The sequence below is a fragment of the Hymenobacter nitidus genome (assembly GCF_020447315.1).
Lineage (GTDB): Bacteria > Bacteroidota > Bacteroidia > Cytophagales > Hymenobacteraceae > Hymenobacter > Hymenobacter nitidus.
The window spans coordinates 159,716-179,094 of sequence record NZ_JAJADQ010000006.1 but is presented as its reverse complement, the minus strand read 5'-3'; the positions used below and the strand labels follow the sequence as shown (position 1 = coordinate 179,094).

Annotated in this window: 6 protein-coding genes; 2 read left to right on the top strand and 4 right to left on the bottom strand. The window is 61.3% G+C overall.

Annotated elements, in window-relative coordinates:
• Positions 1-500: 500 nt before the first annotated feature.
• Both LGH70_RS12955 and LGH70_RS12950 read right to left on the bottom strand, forming a co-directional pair.
• The gene (locus tag LGH70_RS12955) at positions 501-6,362 is read right to left on the bottom strand and encodes a beta strand repeat-containing protein (protein ID WP_226186219.1); all 5,862 of its coding nucleotides are present in this window, start codon (positions 6,360-6,362) and stop codon (positions 501-503) included.
• Between the two features lie 506 nt (positions 6,363-6,868).
• Entirely contained in the window at positions 6,869-9,607 is a 2,739-nt protein-coding gene (locus LGH70_RS12950; RefSeq protein ID WP_226186218.1) for a 4-alpha-glucanotransferase, read from the bottom strand.
• Positions 9,608-9,987: 380 nt separating this feature from the next.
• On the opposite strand from LGH70_RS12950, the gene LGH70_RS23845 reads away from it, so the two are divergent.
• Both LGH70_RS23845 and tamL read left to right on the top strand, forming a co-directional pair.
• Entirely contained in the window at positions 9,988-15,129 is a 5,142-nt protein-coding gene (locus LGH70_RS23845; RefSeq protein WP_226186217.1) for a translocation/assembly module TamB domain-containing protein, read from the top strand.
• A 41-nt stretch (positions 15,130-15,170) separates the two neighbouring features.
• On the top strand, positions 15,171-17,534 hold the full coding sequence (tamL, locus tag LGH70_RS23840; RefSeq protein WP_226186215.1) for a translocation and assembly module lipoprotein TamL: 2,364 nt from the start codon (positions 15,171-15,173) through the stop codon (positions 17,532-17,534).
• Here tamL and LGH70_RS12935 read toward each other — a convergent pair.
• Positions 17,531-18,124, bottom strand: coding sequence for a hypothetical protein (locus LGH70_RS12935; protein ID WP_226186213.1), 594 nt, complete (start codon positions 18,122-18,124; stop codon positions 17,531-17,533). The genes tamL and LGH70_RS12935 overlap by 4 nt on opposite strands.
• Positions 18,125-18,313: 189 nt before the next feature.
• A complete protein-coding gene (locus LGH70_RS12930) occupies positions 18,314-19,336 on the bottom strand; it encodes a hypothetical protein (protein WP_226186210.1) in 1,023 nt (340 codons plus the stop codon).
• Between the last annotated feature and the right edge of the window lie 43 nt (positions 19,337-19,379).

The window sequence follows — 19,379 nt, the reverse complement described above, 5'->3', positions numbered from 1 at the left end:
AACAGCACCGCTGTTATGCGTAAGATTGTTGTCATAGAATGTTTATAAAAAGAGCAGAGAAAATTCCAAACCTGAACAGATTTCGGTTTGCACAGACCAATCAATATGCAAACTTACTCTGAGTAACTGAATTACGCGTTATTTTTTCGGTGAACATTCCCCATATCACGCCCAAAGGCAGCCGGGTTTGTGTGAACCATGGTATTTTTCGGTTGAGGATGCAGATGAGGTTTGATGAGAAAAATTCAATTATAAATAAAATTCATTACACCGAATTTATGTGCGCAAACAGCCGGTTTTTCCGGGTAGAGGCGGCCGCAGAATCCATACGTTTAATGAGGCCGTACCAGATTTAGCGGCCGAGCTGCCAGCTGGTTTCGAGGGCCCCAAACGCGGAACGTGTTGCCTCGGTTCCGGGTGCCAGGCAAGCCTGAAATGCCCTAATAAAAAAGCCTCTTCCAATGATGGAAGAGGCTTTTTTATTAGGGCATTTCAGGCTGCTACCGTTTCTCCAGGCGCACCGAGTGGTTGATGCTCTGGCCCTGTACCCGAACGATGTAGACACCGGCCGGCAGGTTGCCGAGGACCAGCGGGTGAGCCAGGCCGCCGGCGTAGCGGCTGCTGCTCAGCACCCGGCCCGTTACGTCGAGCACCGCTACCTGGTAGCTGCCAGCGGGCAGAGCCGTCAGGTTCAGCGTCGGGTTAGTCGTAGTAGGGTTGGGGTAGAGGCCAACCAAAGCCTCGGGGGTGAACGACACCACGCGCACCGGGCTGTAGGTGGCCTTGCCATCGGTATCAACCTGCTGCAGGCGGTAGTACACGTTGCCGGCGTGGCGGGCCCCGATGCCCGCGTCGGTAAAGGAGTAGCTATGAGCCTGGGTGGTGGTGCCGTGGCCTTTCACCTGGCGAAGCTGCTCAAACGTCGCGCCGTCGAATGACCGCTCGATGGTGAAATGGTCGTTGTTCAGCTCGGTGGCCGTGGCCCAGGTCAGCTGCGCGTCGGTGCTGGCGGCCTGCACTACAAAGCGGGTCAGCTCTACGGGCAGCACACCGCTGGTTACGGCCGCGTTGCCCGAGAATTCGGACGTGTTGCCTACCTGCAGGCTGTTCACGGTAGCCAGCTGGGTAGCCGTTGCCGTTACGCGGGCTCCACCCGCAGTTAGGGCTGCAATCTGGTTGGCCGACAGGTTCGAGAAGGGAATCACGAAGGCAAAGCGGCTGGCCAGGGTTTCGCTGCCTTGGTTCAGGCCGCTGATGGTACCCGAATAGTCACCACGCTTAGTGTCAACGTCTTCGGGGGCACCCTCCGTACGGGCGGCCAGAAAGGTGCGACCCTCGCCAAAAGCCGCCGTGGTTACGTCGGCCACGAAGAACTCTACCAGCGAGCCGGTAGGAGCGTAGCCCGTGATGCGCAGGTTGGTGCCATCCTGGGTTACCTGGGTCAGCACAGGGAAATTCAGCACGCCGTTGGCGCCGGTATCCACGTCGGTGTTGTCGTTGATGTTGGTGCCTTCGCCTGTGGCCGTCGAACCCGTTGAGAGGTCGATGCCCAGGTCGCCGTTGCCGAACATCGAGTTCTGCGTGAAGCGGTTGCCGGACGTGCCATTCAGGGCTACGATACCGTCGCCACCAACACTGTTGCTGATGATGTTGCTGTTGAACAGGTTGTTGTTGCCCGCCTGAATGCTGATGCCGGCATTGCTGCTGGTGCCACCACCGCCGTTCGCGTCAATGGTGTTGGCCAGGAAGGTGTTCGTGTTGCTGGCAGTTCCACTCAGCTCAATGCCGTAGCCAGCATTGCTCAGCAGGATATTAGTGTTGAAGGTGTTGGTCGAAGCACCATTGAGGCGGATACCGTCGGCGTCGGTGGCGGTGACGCCGGCAGCGGCTACCGTCGCCAAGCCATTGCGCAGCACGTTGCCCGCTACCAAAGCACCGGTGGCGCCGTTGGTCAGGAAGATGCCGGCGGTGGCACTGCTACGGGCCGTCACAAAGCGTACAATCGAGCCGGATACTCCGGCTCCGCTCAGCGTAATGGCGGCGCCGTCCGTAAGCGTACCGTTAGTGGCGGTGCTGCTGCCTTTGGCGTTGTTGAACTCGAGCCGGTCGATGATGGTGTTACCACCCGTTACCACCAGGCCCTTCAGCGAGTTGAAGTTGATGATAACCTCCGAGCCGGTGGTGGCATTAGCCCCGAGGGTTACTGGCGCCACGTCGTCGCCGGTAGCCAGCGACTGGCGGGAGCCGTCCAGGGTCGTGTTGGAAGCCGTGATGTCGGGCAGGGCACTGGTCAAGGAAATCGTAGCTGTGGTACCTACAAAGCCGCTGTTGATGCCGCTACGGAAGCCGTTGCCAACCGTAGCACCGTCGCTGATCATGAAGATGCTCGTTTCGCGGCCGGCCGTGAGGGGCGAGGCAGCTACCGGGCTCTGCTGGCTCAGGGTAGCGGTAGGGTTGCCAGTGAAGTTGCTGTTGGGCAGGGCGTTGCTGTTCAGAATAAACTGAGCCAAAGAGCCCTGGCCCGACGAGTTGGTGTTGCTGATGACGTCGAAGTTGAAGCCGAAGTCCACGTTGGTGGCCGGCGCCAGCAGCTCCGAAGAAATCGTAACCGTAGTAATCGACTGAGCCGTCTGGGTAGGCGTGGTCAGGCTGGCCAGCAGCTGGCTGCCCGTGTTCTGACCCGCGTCTACCTTGCTGGGTACTTCGCCGCCCACTTTGTTCTGGTCACCATTGACGAAGGTTTGCACGGCCTGCACGCCTGAAGCCGTGGCGTTGCGCACCGACGTTACCGAGGAGTTGACTACCCGCACCACGTAGTTGCCGGCCAGAATCTGGTTGAAGGTGTAAGTGCCTTCCGTGTTGCTGGTCGTGGTGGTGGCAATAATCTTGTCCGTGTCTTTGTCGTACAGCTCCACGATGGCACTGCCGCGCATGATGCTGTTGTCGGCGAAGTTGGAGGCTATGGCCGAGGTGTTGGCCGTGGCGTAGGAGCGGCCCGAGCCACCGCCGTAGTTCACGTCGTCGAATACGCGGCCCGAAATGGTCGTGGCGGCTTCTACCGAAATGGTGTAGGTGGCAGGCGCCAGGCTCAGCTCACCGCTGTTGTCGATGGCACTGAACTGGAAGCTGGCCGTGCCCACGTAGCCGGCTACCGGGGCGAAGCGCAGGGTAGCGGCTTCGGCGGCCGTGATGATCTGGCCGATTTTTACCACGATGCCATTCAACGTCAGGGAGCCTTGGGTGAAGGGGTCCAGCACGGTCTGGAACACGTAGGAGTCAACCGTGCCGGGAGCCGTGTCGGTACCGGCCAAGGCCGGAATCAGGGTAAGACCTGCGCTGTTGGCAATGCGGAACGAAACGTCGGTGGCTACGGGCAGGATGTTGGCGGCGCAGTTCGAGCCGTTCTTCGCCTGGGTAGCTACCGTAGCATTGTTGATAACGACCTCGTCGATGATGGCCAGGCCGTTGGCGGCGTTGTTAGCGGTAGCATCGAAGGCCACTTCCACGCGGTACACACCCGACTGGGGTACGTTGGCGGTGATGGTCGTAGCGGTAGTGTTGGTAAAGGCAGTGAAGGCGGTGAGTATCGTGCGGGCGCCGCCCTCGGTGAGCAGCGACACGCGGTAGCGGGGCGTGCTGGTCGTGTTCGTGACGCGGGTCAGGAACGATACCGTGCCCGAGCCAGTGAAACGCAGCAGGGGAGTAGCGTACGAAGCAGCCGTGGTGCCAAGCACCGCGTTGGAAAGCAGGGAAGTGTTGTCGGCCAACACGTTGGTCGTGCCGGTCAGGGACATGCCCGTGTAGATTTCGCAGTAGTCAGCCGCAATGCGGCCCTCAAAGTCCTGGGCGTAGGCGGCCGTGCCGGGGTTTACTATCTGGCTGGCTTCGTTGTTCAGCGGGTTCGAGTCGGGCGTGGTAGCCGTGATGGTCGAAACGTTGGTGAACGTGCCGTTCTTGGTAATGGTAGCCGTGATGGTCAGTGTGGCCGAAGCGCCGCTGGCGAAGGTATTCAGGCCCGAAACGACGGTCCAGGTACCGGTGGCGTTGTCGTAGGTGCCCTGCGAAGGATTCGCACTCACAAAGCTCAGGCCCGCGGGCAACGCATCTTTTACCTGCACGCCCGAAGCGGCGGTACCGTTGTTGCCGGCCGTCACCGTAAAGGTCACCTGGTCGCCAATCTGGTAGGGGCCCAGCTGCACTTGCTGGGTTACCGACAGGTCGGTGGTAGCCAGTGTAATAGCAGCAATGGGTAGGGTGTAAGTCGCTATGTTGGAGGTCAGGCCCAGGTCGTCGGTGGCCGTGTAGTTGAAAGTTGCGCTGTTGCCGGCGCCAGCGTCGGCGGGGTCAAACTGCAGGGTGGCCATTTCGGCCGGCGTCAGGGTGCGGTCGGCCACGGAAGAGCCGTTGGCAGCCAGCAGCGTTACGGTAGAGCCAGCGCGGGTGTAAGAGACCACGCCGCGGGTGGTTGCGTTGGGCAGGTTGGTAAGAACGTAGTTGACAATGGTATTGTCGCCATCCGGGTCGGAGCCTACCAGCGAGGGAATGGCAGTAGCGCCGTTGTTGGCACTCATCGTAGGCGCCGTCACGTTCTGCACTACCGGGGGCTGGTTTACCACCGTCGTTACCTGGGCGTTGCTCAAAGAGCCGTTGTTGTTGGTCGGCACCTCATCCGAGGAAGTCGACCCGTTGCGGGCTATGCCGGTCACGGTAGACGTGCCGATGGTGAAGCCAATGTTGTAGGTCAGGGCGCTGCCGCTGTTCAGGGCCGTCGTAGTCGGCAGGGTCAGCACGCCGGTCGTGGCGTTGTAGTTCGTGCCAGCCGCCGCGCCGCCGATGGTGACGTTGGTCAGACCAGCGGTGAGCTGCACGGTAGGCGTCACGGCCGAAGCCGTGTAGGGGCCGTTGTTGACGGTGGTAGCCACGTACGTAACGGTCGTGTTGGGATTCACGCGGGCCGGGCCCGTCAGCGTCGTTACCGCATCGGGCGTGTACCAGGCAAACGACTCGAAGGTCATCAGCTGCTGGGCTGCGTTGGCCGCGGTTGTCGTGTTGGCGTAATCGAATGTTACGCTGACGATGGGCTCGGGGAAGGTAATAACCGTGTTGTCGTCGGCCGTAGTAGTGTTGCCGGTGCCGGTCAGGGTGTTGCCGGTATTGCTCACGAATACGCCCAGGTCGATGTTGGCGGGCGTCAGGTTTACTGTCGTGCCATCGGCCCGTTTGCCGGTAATGATGACGCGGTCCGTCCAGGCGGTGCCGTTCAAGTCGATGTCGCCCAGGCTCATGGTGAAGCCGCTCACGGGTTTGCTGAAGCTGAAAGTGATACTCGCATCACGCTCGGCCTGGGGTTTGTTGTTGATGTAGTCCGCCGTCCACACCAGGGCGCGGCCGGGCATGGTGGGGTTGTCTTCGATGATGAGGTTGGTTTCCGGGTCAGAGCCGGTGTAGTTGCTCACCGACATGGTCGTGCCGTTCACGGTCACGCTGCGCGTGGTAGTAGCCCAGTCCTCCATGATGGGGCGGGACGTAAAGTCCAGAACCGAGCCCACGGGGCTGCCCGTATTAGAAATCGGAACGGCGTAGTTGGCTACGCTGGCATCCGTAGCGCCATTGTTGTCCACGGCCTGAAACTGAATCAGGGCCGTGCCGAAGCTGGGAGCCGTCAGGGCCGGGTCGAACGTCAGCTGATCGGCCTGGGCGGCAGTCAGGGTGTTGCCGGCCGCCACGGTGGCCCCGGCCGCGCCGATGCGCAGCGTGCCCAGCGCAGGGGCGGGCACAGCCGTGATGATGTAGCTATCTACCGTACCGTCGGTGTCGGCACCAAACAGGCCGGGGGCCAGGGGCGTCGGACCGTAGCCCTTCGACATCACCTGGTTGGTCGCTTCCCGGCTCAGCGGGAGCTGGTTGACGCGGGCGTTGGCATTAACCGGAATGTTGAAAGCACCCACGGCGGAAGACAAACCGCTTTCGTCGGTTGCCTGATACTGAAAAAAGTAGGTCGCTGCCGCAGCTGCCGGGTTGGGAGCGTAGGCCAGGTTGGGATACTGGAAAGGGCTAAACTGCTGGGTAGTAGAAGTTACCGCTTGCCGTTCACCACTGGCCAGGTTATACGCATACAGCTGCCCTTGCGTAGGCAGCGTGGTGATGCGGTAGTACGACAGGTCCGTGTTGCCGTCCGCGTCGTTGAACAACGTGGTAGTTACGGTTCCGGCAAACACGGCCGTAATGCCGTTGGCACGGGGAATGGCCGCACCCGTAAGGTTCGGCGTGATGAGGGCTGGCGCTGTTTGCGCATAGGCCACTGGCCGGCCTAGCGCCCCCCATACAAGCAGCAAAAACGCTAATCGTAAGGTTGTTTTCATGGTATATGTGTGTGTGAAAAACAAGGTGATGGCTCGTAAAAGCCGTGGCAATGGGTAGTAGTATTCAGGGCTGATAAGACTTTACCATGTCAGGCGAAGGCCAACTGTGCCCTCAGTGCTTGTAATGGCCAGTAGTAATCAGTAGGATAATCGGAGGGAAGTTGGATTAAGCGAAGCTTACGAAGTCGTAGTTAACTCGGATTGCCCGCTGAAAACACGCACGTATTTTTCTTGCACAAACCTAGACGGAACCGTGCGGCAGGGTTGGATTTTTGGCCGAACGGTTGCACTTCATAGCTGAATGCTCCGGATTCTTATCTGAAGGAAGTGCAGACTCTAATGATATGTAGTAGAAATAATTCGGCGCTTTTTCTTTGCTGCTGATTAGGCTTTAACTATTTGATAATAATGGGTATAAGCAAAAAAACGGTTTCATCGTGATGATGAAACCGTTTGAATAAAGTGGCCTGACTAAAGCTGGTATTGCTCCGGAACGCCGGGTGCTACTAGTACACTTGCCGCCGTCCGCTGGCTACTACCAACTGCTGCACCTCGTGGTTGAAGCCCACTTCCTGCACCAAGTCCTCCAGGTTCAGGTGCAGGCGGTACTTCCAGAAGTGAGTCGGGTTGCTAGGCACGTTGATCTGCTCGTCGAGTGGGTTGGCACGGCGCAGGTGGTCGTCCATGGCCAGCAGGTCCTGGAGCGGGAAAACGGCCCACATGGCCGGCGACTGCAAGTGCTGGGTGGTTATTTCGCGGGCTACCCAGGGCTCACAGTGGTAGGGCGCGCCTTCGCCCCAGTGGCCCAGCGTGTTTTCGAAGAAGCGCTGGGTCCGGATGGGGTCTTCTTCCCACCAGCCGCGCACCGTGCTCATGTCGTGGGAGCCGGGGCTGACCACCGACAGATAGGGTGCTGCGCCGGGGTGACCAAACTCCACCTGCGGGTCGGAAGGCATGCGCTGGATGTTGAGGCCCAGGATGCCCAGCGCCTTCATCACGCCCGGCACCGACTCGGGCACCATGCCCAGGTCTTCGCCGCAGATAAGCATGTTGGTGGCGTAGCGCACGGCCGGCAGCTTCACCATGCCCTGGTCGCGCCAGAAATCCTCGTGGCGGCGGTAGAAAAAATCGTTGTAGAGGTCGTGGAGGCGGTGGCGGGTGTGCTCGTCCAGCTCCCGGAAGGCGTAGGTTTTGGGCAGCGTGATGCGCGGGTGGTAGAAATCGGGCTGCTCGGCGGGCACAAACAGCACCTCGTTCACCAGCTTGTACAGGCCCGTGCGCAGCCACACGTAGTGGTCGGTGTTGCCGGGGTCGTTGGCAATTTTCTGCTCGAATACCCGCTCAATCTGGCGCTGGGTGCGCAGGTGCGCTTTCAGGTGGAATACGCCGTGGCTGGCCTCATCCAGAAACTCCTGGCGCACGGCATCGGCCTGCTCCCTGAAGATGTCGGTGAGCAGGTGCCAGCGAATGTATGGCTCGCACAGGCGGGCATAGTCGAACCAGCCGATGCGCTGCTCGATTTCGTGGCGGTGCAGGGGCAGAGCGGGGGAGAAGTGGCCCAGGAGGCCTTCCACCGAGTGGCCGGGCATTTCCCAGATGCGGAAAAAGCCCAGAATATGGTCGATGCGCAGCGCGTCGAAGTAGCGGGCCAGGTGACTCATGCGCTGCTTCCACCACCGGTAGCCATCCTGGGCCATCCGCTCCCAGTTGTAGGTCGGGAAGCGCCAGTTCTGGCCGGTAGTCGAGAAGTCGTCCGGCGGCGCACCGGCCTGCTGATCCATGTGGTAGAGCTCGGGCTGGGTCCAGGCGTCGGCCGAGTGGCGGTAGATGCCGATGGGCAGGTCACCCTTCATCACCACACCGCTCTGGCGGGCATACTCCACGGCCTCGCGCAGCTGCTTGTCGAGGTGAAACTGGGTGAAGAAGTGCAGGCCAAACTCGTCGAAGTCGGCCTGGGTTTCACTGGTGAGCTGCTCCAGGTCGCGGGGTGCCCGGAACTCGGCGGGCCACTGCGAGAAATCGGCCGTGCCAAACCGGTCGCGCAACGCCGAGAAGGCCACGTAGGCCGTCAGCCAGCTTTGCTGCTCCTCCCGGAAAGCGTGAAACTCGGGGTCGGCCAGGAATCGGGCCTTCTCCTGCTGGTATAAGGCCTTGATAAACTTCCACTTGGCGTTCATCACCGGCTCGTAATCCACGAAGTCGCGCTGGTTGAACTCGTCGCGCAGCTTGTCCAGCTCGCGCCGGTCGGCCGCTTCGCTCAGCTCGGCTACGTCGTCCAGGTTCAGGTACTGCGGGTGCAGGGCAAACACCGAAATGGCCGCGTACGGGTACGAATCAACCCAGGTATGGGTAGCGGTGGTGTCGTTGATGGGCAGGATCTGCACCATCTTCAGGCCGGTGCTGGCCGCCCAGTCGATGAGCAGCTTCAGATCCGGAAACTCACCTACGCCCAGTCCGCGGCGGCTGCGCAGGGCAAATACCGGCAGGGCCACGCCGGCGCCACGCCAATGGCCGTTGGGGTAGCGGAAATGCTCATCGGCGCGCACCCGCAGGGTTTTGCGGTCGGCCGAAGGCGAAATAACCCGGTCGTCGCCGGTTTCGAGGTGCAGGATTTTCTTCTCCCGCGGGTCCCAGATACCATATTTATACTGGGTGGTGCGCTCGGCATGCTCCAGGGCTACGTCGGCGGTCCAGGTGGGGTAATCCTTGTCGGAGAGCAATACGGCCTTGCGGGCATCCCAGGCGCCCAGGGCCGGATCGGAACCGAGCACGCAGAGCTGGTGGTCGGAATCGACACGCGGGGCCTGCAGCTGAAAGCGCACTACCGAGTCGGCCAGGCGGGCCGCGGGCTTAGCAGCCGGGGCGGCCGGACGGGCAGGGCGGCGCATCAGGGCCTGGGTGAAAGCGGCGGTGTGCAGCTCGTTTTCGGGCTGGGCGGCCGGGCGCCAGTAGTCTTCCAGCACGATGCGGCTGTACTGGCGCCCGTCGTAGTTGACGGCCCGGTTTTCTCCCCACTCCCAGTCCTGGTTGCCGGTGCGCTCGTCCAGCAGAATGTATTTGTATTCTACCGTGCCGGCCTGGTCGTCGGGCAAGCTGATTTCCTGGCTCCAGGTGCCGGAAGCCGGGTGGTAATGCAGCGCCAGGGCCTGGGCCAGGTTCCAGGAGCCCAGGGCGGGCTCGGAGCCGCAAACTACCAGCCGCTGGCCCCAGGCGGTATAGAAAGGCAGGGTAAAACGAAGAATCATGGGAGGGTGGAAATCGAATTGGAGGCGAAAGATAATAGAGTGCAGGAGTAAGTTTTCACTGGCCGCCGGGAATTGATTAGTTGCGTAGTTAATTGCGCTGCTTTAAGGGTCTTTGTTTGCTGATAAAGTTCAATTAAACAGGTGCTTGTGAAGGAAAAAGGCTTTGGCGCGGCTGGTCCGATTTTCCGCATATTTTGTTTATCGTGATAAGCCGATATAACAAGCTCCTGCGTGGTAGTACGTAAGGACTCCCGGGAAAGGGAAAATCCAACCTGCGGGGGCGTTTTTGCGTTGGGACGGGCGGACCCTTTTATTTAATAAGCGCCATCAACTCTCTACCTACCTACGCCCGCCGCGCCCTGTATGCTATTCTGGGGTTCGTGGCCTTCGTGCTGCTGCTGGTAATTGTGGCAGTAGTGGCTTTGCAATTTCCCGCGACGCAGGACTTAGTGGCCCGCAAGGCCGAAGGCTACCTGCGCGACAAGCTGGGCACGGAAGTCCGCATCGGAAAATTCCGCACCGACTTCCGCAATGCCATTTCCTTCGACAACGTATATCTGGAAGACCAGCAGCGCGATACGCTGCTCTCGGTGGGCCACCTGGGCGTAAATCTGGACCTATGGGCCCTGACCAAGTCGCAGATTAACGTGAAGTCGCTGGAGCTGAACGACGGAACTCTCCATATTAAGCGCACCGAGCCTGACAGCGTCTCGAATTACGACTTTATCGTGGCCGCCTTTGCCACCGGCGACACCACCACGACAGCCCCGGCCGATTCGACGGGCGGTTTTAAGTACAATATCGGCGACCTGCATTTGTCCAACATCTACCTGACCTACCAGGACCAGGTTGACGGCAACGACATCCGCACCAAAGTCGGGGACCTAGCCGTGACGATGGACGAGGTAGACGTGGACAACTCGATTTACCGCATCAACACGGCCGCGCTGAAGAACACCAGCATCGGCATCGTGCAAAGCAAAGTGCCACCAGACACCCCTTCCGAGCCCCTGACCACGGTTTTCGGCCTGAACAGCGCGGCCCTGAACAACGTGAGCCTGACCTACCGCAACAACGTGGCGGCCCAGTTTATCAGCACTCGTATTGGCGAGGCCACGGCCACGGCCGACAACATCGACCTGATTAAGTCGCGCATCGATTTGAACACGCTGCGGCTGCGCAATACTTCGTTTGCCTACGCCCAGAATGAGAACGTGCCGGTGGAGCAGCGCGTGGTAAACCCGGCCGAAGCCGTGCGCGACTTGAACGAGTCGGTGGAAAAAGCCACCGGCGCCGCTACCAGCTGGGTCGTGACGCTCAAGAAGTCCGACATCAGCGGGGTGGACGTGGCCTTCGACAACTTCGACGAGCCCAGGCAGCGTACCCGCGTGCCGGCCATGGACTACAACCACCTCAAGTTCACGGATCTGGTGCTGAACACGGAAAACCTGTCGTACTCCGAAAACAGCACCACGGGCCGCATCGTGAACCTGGCGGGCAAGGAGCAGAGCGGCTTCCAGGTGCAGAGCGCCACGGCCGACGTCGTCTTCGACTCGGTGCAGACCCGCCTGGACAACCTGGATTTGCAGACGCCCCACACCCGTATCCGCCAGACCCTGGCCATGCGCTACAAGAGCCTCGACGCGCTGGCCGACACCAAGCAGCTGCCCAACCTGGGTATCGAGGGCGACCTGCGCAACGTGCGTTTGGGCTTCCGCGACATCCTCTACCTGGCTCCCGACCTGGCCGGCACGCCGCCTTTCAATACCGGCCCCAACCAGTCGGTGCTCATCAGTGGCCGGGTGAGTGGCCGCGTGGGCGACATGCGCATTCAGAACCTGGAGTTTGTGGGCTTCCGCAACACGGTGGTAAAAGCCAGCGGCCGGATTGTGGGCCTGCCCGAAACCGACCGGCGCCTGTACACCGATTTGAACATCCGGCAGTTTTCGACGTCGGATGCTGATTTGAAAAGCCTGCTGCCCAAGGGCACGATTCCGGCCGAGTACCGCCTGCCGGCCCGTATGACGGTGGCCGGCACGTTCAAAGGGCGGCCCACGGTCCAGATTTTCGACGCCAACCTGCGCGCCACCACCAGCTTCGGCAACGCTACGGCCAAGGTGGATATGGGTGAAGGTCCGAAAGGCCAGGAGCCGATTACGGCCACCTTCACCACCCAGGGCCTCGACGTGGGCAAGTTCCTGCGCGACCCGACCATTGGCAAGATTACCGCCAACGGCCGCCTCAACGCCCGGGGCCTCGACCCGGCCCAAATGCGGGGCAAGCTGGTGGCCAACGTGCAGAGTGCCCAGTACAACGGCTACAACTACCGCGGCATTACGGCCAATGTGGACATCGACCGGCAGATTTACAAAGTAGACGCCCGCAGCAGCCAGGACCCCAACCTGAACCTGGACTTGCTGGCTACCGTGAACCTGCGCGACGCCAACAACCCGACCTACACCGTGGACCGCCTGAACCTGCGCGGGGCCAACCTGACGGCCCTGGGCTTCTACACCGGCGGCGACCTGCGCATTCAGGGCGACCTGGCGGCCAACATCAGCGGCTCGGACCTGAACTCGCTCAACGGTACGTTCTCGGGCCGGCGCATCGTGATTGTAAAAGACAACCAGCCGTTCGCCCTCGACTCACTCAGCGGCCGGATTCTGCAGCGGCCGGGCCGCACCGAAGTGGATTTTGCCTCCAACGTGCTGGATGCCACTCTGCGCGGCAACACCCGCCTGGGCGACCTGGCCCTGGAGCTGCAGCGCCACATCGACCGGTACTTCGATTTGCCCGGGGTGCGCTACACGGCCTCCGGTGTGTACCGGCAGTTCACCTTCGACGCCAACCTGAAGAATCCGAAAATAGCTACCCAGCTGGTGCCGGGCCTCAAGCAGATTTCGCCCTTCAAGCTGACCGGCAGCTACGACAGCCGCGCCGCTAACCTAACCCTGAACAGCCGGATTCCGCTGATTGTGTACGACGCCTACCGCCTCGATTCGCTGCGGCTCAATGTGTCGTCGGACCCGCAGAAGCTGGACTACGCCCTGCGCCTGCGCCAGGCCAGCCAAGATACGTCGCTGCGCCTGCCCAACCCGAGCCTGGTGGGCAGCATTGCCGACAACAAGATTGGCACCAACCTGCGCATCGCCGAATCGGACAGTGCCCAGCGCCTGAACGTGGCCGGCGTGTTGCAGGTCCTTAACCAAGGCCAGGCCTACGCCTTCAGCTTTGGGCCCGACCTGGTGCTCGACAACCAGAAGTGGAGCGTGGCGCCCAATAACGAGGTGCGCTACACCACGGCTACCGGCGCCATTCTGGCCCAGAACGTGCGGCTCAGCCAGGGCAACCAGGTGCTGGCCCTCCAAACCCTGCCCGGCGCCCAGTACCCGCTGCAGGCTACCATCACCAACTTCGACCTGAATGGCCTGGCCAAAGCCGGCGGTATGCCCGATTCTATGGTGGCCGGCACTATCAACGGGCAAGCCGTGGCCTTTAGCATCGGGCAGCCCCGGCAGGCCTTTACGGCCGATTTGGCCCTGACCAATTTCGCCTACAATAAGGCCCTGGTCGGCGACGTGACGCTGAAAGCCACCAACCCTACTGCCAACCGCTACGACGTGGACGCCCGCCTGACCAACACGTCGGGTACCGACGTGCGGGCTGTGGGTTACTACCTGGCCACGCCTCCCGACCCCATTCAGTTTGCGGTAACGGTGAACCGGCTCGACATCAAAACGGCCGAGGCGTTTTCGGCCGGGCAGCTGCGCGAGTCGGTGGGCGGCATTACCGGCAACCTCGACGTGCGCGGCACCATTGCCCAGCCCCTGATTCGGGGCGCCATTACGACCACGCCCGACGCAGGCTTTACTGTGAGCCAGCTGGGGGCGCCCTACCGCGTGCCGAGCCAGACGGTGAACTTCGGCGCTCAAGGTTTGACCTTCGACAATTTCACGGTGCTCGACTCGGTGGGCAATAAGGCCGTGGCCAGCGGCACGGTATTCACCCGCAACTACGTGGACGACTACCGCTTCAACCTGAACGTGACGACCGACAAATTCCTGGCCGTGCAAAGCTCCCAGCGCGACAACCCGCTGTTCTATGGCAAGCTGGTGGTGGATTCGGATACCCGCATTTCGGGCAACATGACGCTGCCTGTGGTGCGCACCCGCGCCGTGGTGGCCGAGGGCTCCGATTTGAAAGTAGCCGTGCCCAACGACGAAGCCGGCCTGGTAGAACGGGAGGGAATTGTGCAGTTCGTCGATTTTAGCGTGCCCGTCGATACCATGCTGGCCCGCCAGATAGCCCAGGATACGGTGAAAACCGCCGCCGGCTACGACATTACGGCCACCGTGACGGTGAACGACAACACGCCTTTCACCATCATCATCGACCAGGCCAGCGGCGACAACCTGCAGGTGCGGGCCGCCGGCACCTTGCGCACCGCCATCGACCCCAGCGGTACTATCACGCTCAGCGGCCGCCTCGACGTGACCGAGGGCAAATACGCCATGTCGCTGTATGATTTGGCTTCGCGGGAGTTTGCCATTGCCCCCGGCAGTACCATTTCCTGGACCGGCGACCCTTACAACGCCCAGCTCAACGTGGCGGCCATCTACAACGTGAAGGCGCCGCCGGCCGAGCTATTGTCGGCCCAGGGCCTGGCTGATGAGACACTGCAGGCGGTGGGGCGCAACCAGCTGCCGTTCCAGGTGTATCTGAACGTGACTGGCGAGCTGCTCAAGCCCATCATCGGCTTCGATATCAAGCTGCCCGAAAATGCCCGCAGTGAGCTGCGTGGCCCCATCGAGACGCGCCTGGCCCAGCTGCGCCAGCCCAGTGAAACCACCGAGCTCAACAAGCAGGTATTTTCGCTGCTGGTGCTCAACCGGTTTATGTCGCAGGACCCCTTCAAGTCGAGTGGCGGCAACATCGTGGCCGACCAGCTGCGGGGCTCGGCCAGCCAAGTGCTCACCCAGCAGCTAAACAACCTGACGGGCAGCTACCTGTCGAACCTGGGTGTGGAGCTGGGCGTAAATTCCTACGCCGACTACTCCTCGGGCGCCGAGAAAACCCGCACCGACCTGAACGTGGCCGTGCGCCGCCAGCTGCTCAATAACCGCCTCACCGTGCGCCTGGGTACCGATGTGCCCCTGGGCGGTGGCAACCAGGCCTCCAACGGCCAGAGCAGCGGGGGCGTGAGCAGCTTCGCCGGCGACGTGAGCGTGGAGTATAATGTGCTGGCCAACGGCCGGATTCGCCTGCGGGCCTTCCGCAACAACGCCTACGGCGACATCGACGGACAATTCGTGCGTACTGGTGCCTCGCTCATCTTCCAGCGCGACTACCGCGACCTGGCCGACCTGTTCAAGGGCATCGACGACGTGGTGAAGGAGGAAGTGAAGCAGGAGCGCCGTCAGCGCCGGCAGGAGAAGAAAACCGCTCCTGACTCGACGCAAACCCCAGCCGCCCTTACGCGACGCGACTCGGTGCGGGCCGCGCCGGCTACTACCAGCCGCTAGTTTTTGTATTGCCTAAAAGACGTTTCACTTAGTTCTGTTCCGTGTCTGTAGCTCGCCGTTTTTCCGTTGTTTCTGTTCCGTCGTTGCGCGTGCTGGGCGTGGTGGCCGGGCTGCTGGCCAGTGGCTGCTCGGGCACGAAATACATTCCCGAAGGTGCCAGGCTCTACACCGGCAGCACGGTCAAGATAAAATCGGAAGTGGCCGTGCCCAACGAGGCGGTCCTGCAAACCGAGCTGGAAGGTGTGATTACGCCCAAGCCCAACGCCTCCATTCTGGGGCTGCGGCCCAAGCTCTACTTCTGGCACCTGGGCGAGGGCAAAACAAAGGGTTTGGGCAAGTGGCTGGCTAACAAATACGGCGAGCGGCCCGTGCTCATCAGTGAGGTAGACACCCAGAAGGTGAAGCGCCTGATGGTGAACCGCCTCAACAACAATGGCTACTTCACGCCCAGCGTAGGCAGCAAAATCCAGGTGAAGGACCGCACGGCCACCGTCGACTACACGGCTCTGGTCGGCAAGCCCTACACCATCAAGGAAATCCACTTCCCGGAGCGCGACACACTGATTGACCGCGCCATCCGGGCCACTGAGTCGGCCTCGCTGCTGAAAGTAGGTGAGCCTTACAACCTGCAAACCTTCGTTAATGAGCGGGCCCGCATCGACGGCGTCCTCAAAAACCAGGGCTACTACTACTTCACCCCCGACTACCTGCTGTTTCAGGTCGACAGCACCTTGGACAACCAGGTGAACGTGTATTTGAAGGTGAAAAGCACGATTCCGCCGCGGGCCGCCAAGCCCTACGTGCTGAACAACGTGACGCTGAATACCAGCTACAACCTCTCGGACACAACCCAGAATCAGCAGCCGGTTATTTTCGAGAAATACCGCTACTTCCCCGATGAGAAGGTGTTCAAGGCCAAGGCCATTACCAACGCCACCTTCCTCTACCCCGACAGCCTCTACCGCCGCCGCCGCTCCGACCAGACCCTGAGCCGCCTCATGAGCCTGGGCACGTTCAAGTTCGTGGATATCCGCTTCCGGCCGGCCCGCGCCAAGGCCGACTCGGCCGGCTACGGCTTCCTGAACTCCTTTGTGCGCATGACCCAGGTACCCAAACAGTCGTTGCGGGCCGAGGTGCTGCTGGTGAGCAAGTCTAACGGCTTTACCGGGCCCGGCTTTCAGGTGCAGTACCGCAACCGCTCGGCCCTGCGCGGCGCCGAGCAGCTGCTCATCAACCTAACCGGCACCTTCGAAAACCAGACCCAGGGCAATACGGCCACCATCGGCGTCACTTCCTACGAGGTCGGCGTCGATGCCCAGCTGCTGGTGCCCCGCCTCATCACGCCGCCCTTCGATATCCGGCTGGTAAACTCCGACTTTCAGCCTCGCACCAGCTTCGGCGCGGGCTACCGCTACGTGCAGCGCGTGGGGGCTTTCCAGGAAGACGTGCTCAGCCTGAACTACGGCTACACCTGGAAAACCAAGCTCACCAACGAGCAGGAGTTGCGCCCCATCGACTTGCAGTACATCCGGCTGGGCAACACCAGCCCCGAGTTCGACCAACTCCTGGTTGACCGGCCTTTCCTGGCCAACAGCTTCCGCCAGCAGTTCATTCTGGGCAGCAGCTACCGCTACACCTACAACCAGCAGGCCCTGGAGCAGCGCCGCAACCAGATTTACTTCAGCGGCGGCCTGGAAGTATCCGGCAACGCGGCCTACCTGCTCAGCAACCTCACGGGCCAGGCCAAGCGCACCAATCCCGCCGACAACAGCCAGGCTTACACGCTGCTGAACCAGGAGTTCTCACAGTACAGCAAGGTCGACCTGGAATTTCGCAACTACTTCCGCACGAGCGTGGACCCCACCAGTGGCAACAAGCTGGCCACCCGTCTGCTCATCGGGGCGGGCATCCCGTATCTGAACTCCCGAGTGCTGCCCTACCTGAAGCAGTACGGCATCGGCGGACCCAACAGCGTGCGGGCATTTGCCGCCCGTGGCGTTGGGCCGGGTGCTTACCGGCCGTCTTCTGCGCGGGAAACCTCGACGCAGTTTTACGACCAGGTGGGGGATATCCGTCTGGAGGCCAATGCCGAGTATCGTCAGGATTTGTTTCCGTACGTGAAGGGCGCCCTGTTTGTGGATGCCGGTAATATCTGGTTGGTCAACCCGGACGACAAGCGCCCCGGTGGGCAATTTAACCCCAAAGACTTCCTCAAGCAGCTGGCCGTGGGCGCCGGCGCCGGCATCCGCATCGACGTCGAGTTCTTCGTCATCCGCCTCGACCTGGCCTATCCGCTGCGCTACCCCTTCGACACGGGCGCCATCAAAGACGCCGCCGGCAACGAGCTGGTGGGAGCCGTCAAGTCGTCGCCCCGCCTGAACATTGCCATCGGCTACCCATTCTAAGCCCCGCGGGCCGCGCCCAGGCGCTGGTGAAACGCCAGCACGTCTTCGGGCTGGAAAGTAGCATCGGCCAGCGGTCCGCCCTGAAAAACAGCGGTCTGAATGGCCAGTACCTCGGTGTCGGTTAGCTGCCCGCCGTTTTGCCTGAAGCTGTCATACACAGTCTGGTTCAGGAAGCCCGGCAGCTGGTCGAGCGGGAGCCAGTCGCTGAGCAGGCTGGCAAAGTCCAGGCCCTCGTGCTTGGTGTAGGTGCCCAGCCAGGGGTCGAGCAGGCCGATGGGTGCATCGGTGCCTTCCTCGGTCGTGTTTTCGGCCACCAGCAGCGCCCCGTAGGCATTGCGCCCAATAACGACCCGCTCCACCTCCGGCTCCAGAATGCTGGTCCAGGCCGCCAGGGCCGGCGTGAGCAGGGGCAGCTCGACGCCAAAGAGGTAGAGAAACCCATGGCGGTACCAGCCCGCGCCCACCTCGTCGTACATCATCCGCCACAGGCTCTTGTCGAACTTGTCGGCAAAGAAGTCGCCGGGGGGCACGGCCGGGTCGGGGCGGCCGAAGTGGTGGGTGAAAACGGAGATTTCGGAATCGGTGGACATGCGGGTAGCCGTTAAGATACAAGAGTACGAAGAATGGCCGTTTCCGGCAGCCGGGCCGCTGGGTTTCTTCTGAAGTAAATACGAGGCTGTACTACGCAAAACGGCGCACCGCTCGTCAGAGCGGTGCGCCGTAGCATATAAGGCAGGGTGCGGCTACCAGAGCAGGCCACCCAAAGCCGGTGTTCTTACCTAGTACTTGTAGCAGAGGTAGATATAGTCGCCGCCCACCCCCTGGTTCAGATCCTGCGGGTGCTTGATCCAGCCCGCTGGGGGCTGAATGCTGCTGCTGTTGCCCGACAAAACGCCGACTTCCTTCACGAACTGGGTTGGGTAGGGAAAGCCGCGCTGGGTTTCTACCAGCTTGGAATACTGCAGGTAGATGTAGGGGCCACCCGCGCCGTCATTGAAATCTGCGCGGTTGAAGATGCCGCCACCGAGTAGCTTACTGACATCCTCCCACCACGTATTGGTGTAGTTACCGTCGATGGTACCTCCTTCGCCAGGATTGCGGAATCGGGTAATAGGTCGTTTGCGGCCCGAGTCATCCCCTTGATATAGATTAAACCAGTAACCACCTGGATAAAGGGACTTCCGGGTGAAGGTGAGGTAGATGTATTTGCCGCCGGCACCCTTATTCAAGTCCGCATTCAACCTGTTAAAGCCGCTATACACAGAGGCGCTGGCCGACATAGTCAGGTTGGCGTCCCGCTCGGAGTCCCGGATTAAGGCTGTAACGCACATAATAGCATTGGTTGGGTTGTCGGTCGGGTCGCCATCCATACCAATTCCCTCGGAGGAAGTGAAGGTGGAGTAGACCGTGGGCGTGCCGCCACCGCCACCGCCGCCCCCGCAGTAGGAGTAGTCGTCGCAGGTGGGCTCGATGGGCTGGATGTAGGGCACGTCGGGGCCGCGGGTGGCAGCCAGCAGGCTCTGAATGCTGGCCCAGCTGCGGTCCTCGGCATTCATCTTGGGCCGCACGGGGCGGGTACCCTCGTTGGGAATCTGCACGCTTTTGGCCACGTACTGGCCCAGCGGGTCACTGTTCACGCCCTCCGACACGCGCTGCACGAAAGCTGTCCACATAGAGGTCGTAACGCCGGTTTCGGGAGTGGCGGCCGGCGCGGGGGCCGAGTCTTTGCTGCAACTGGCCAGCGTGCCGGCCCCGGCCAGGAGTAGCACCAGTAGCCGGGCAAATGAAGTTGATTTTAGCATTGCAATAACAGTGATTAGCTGCCCGGTGCCCAGGCTGGCAGCC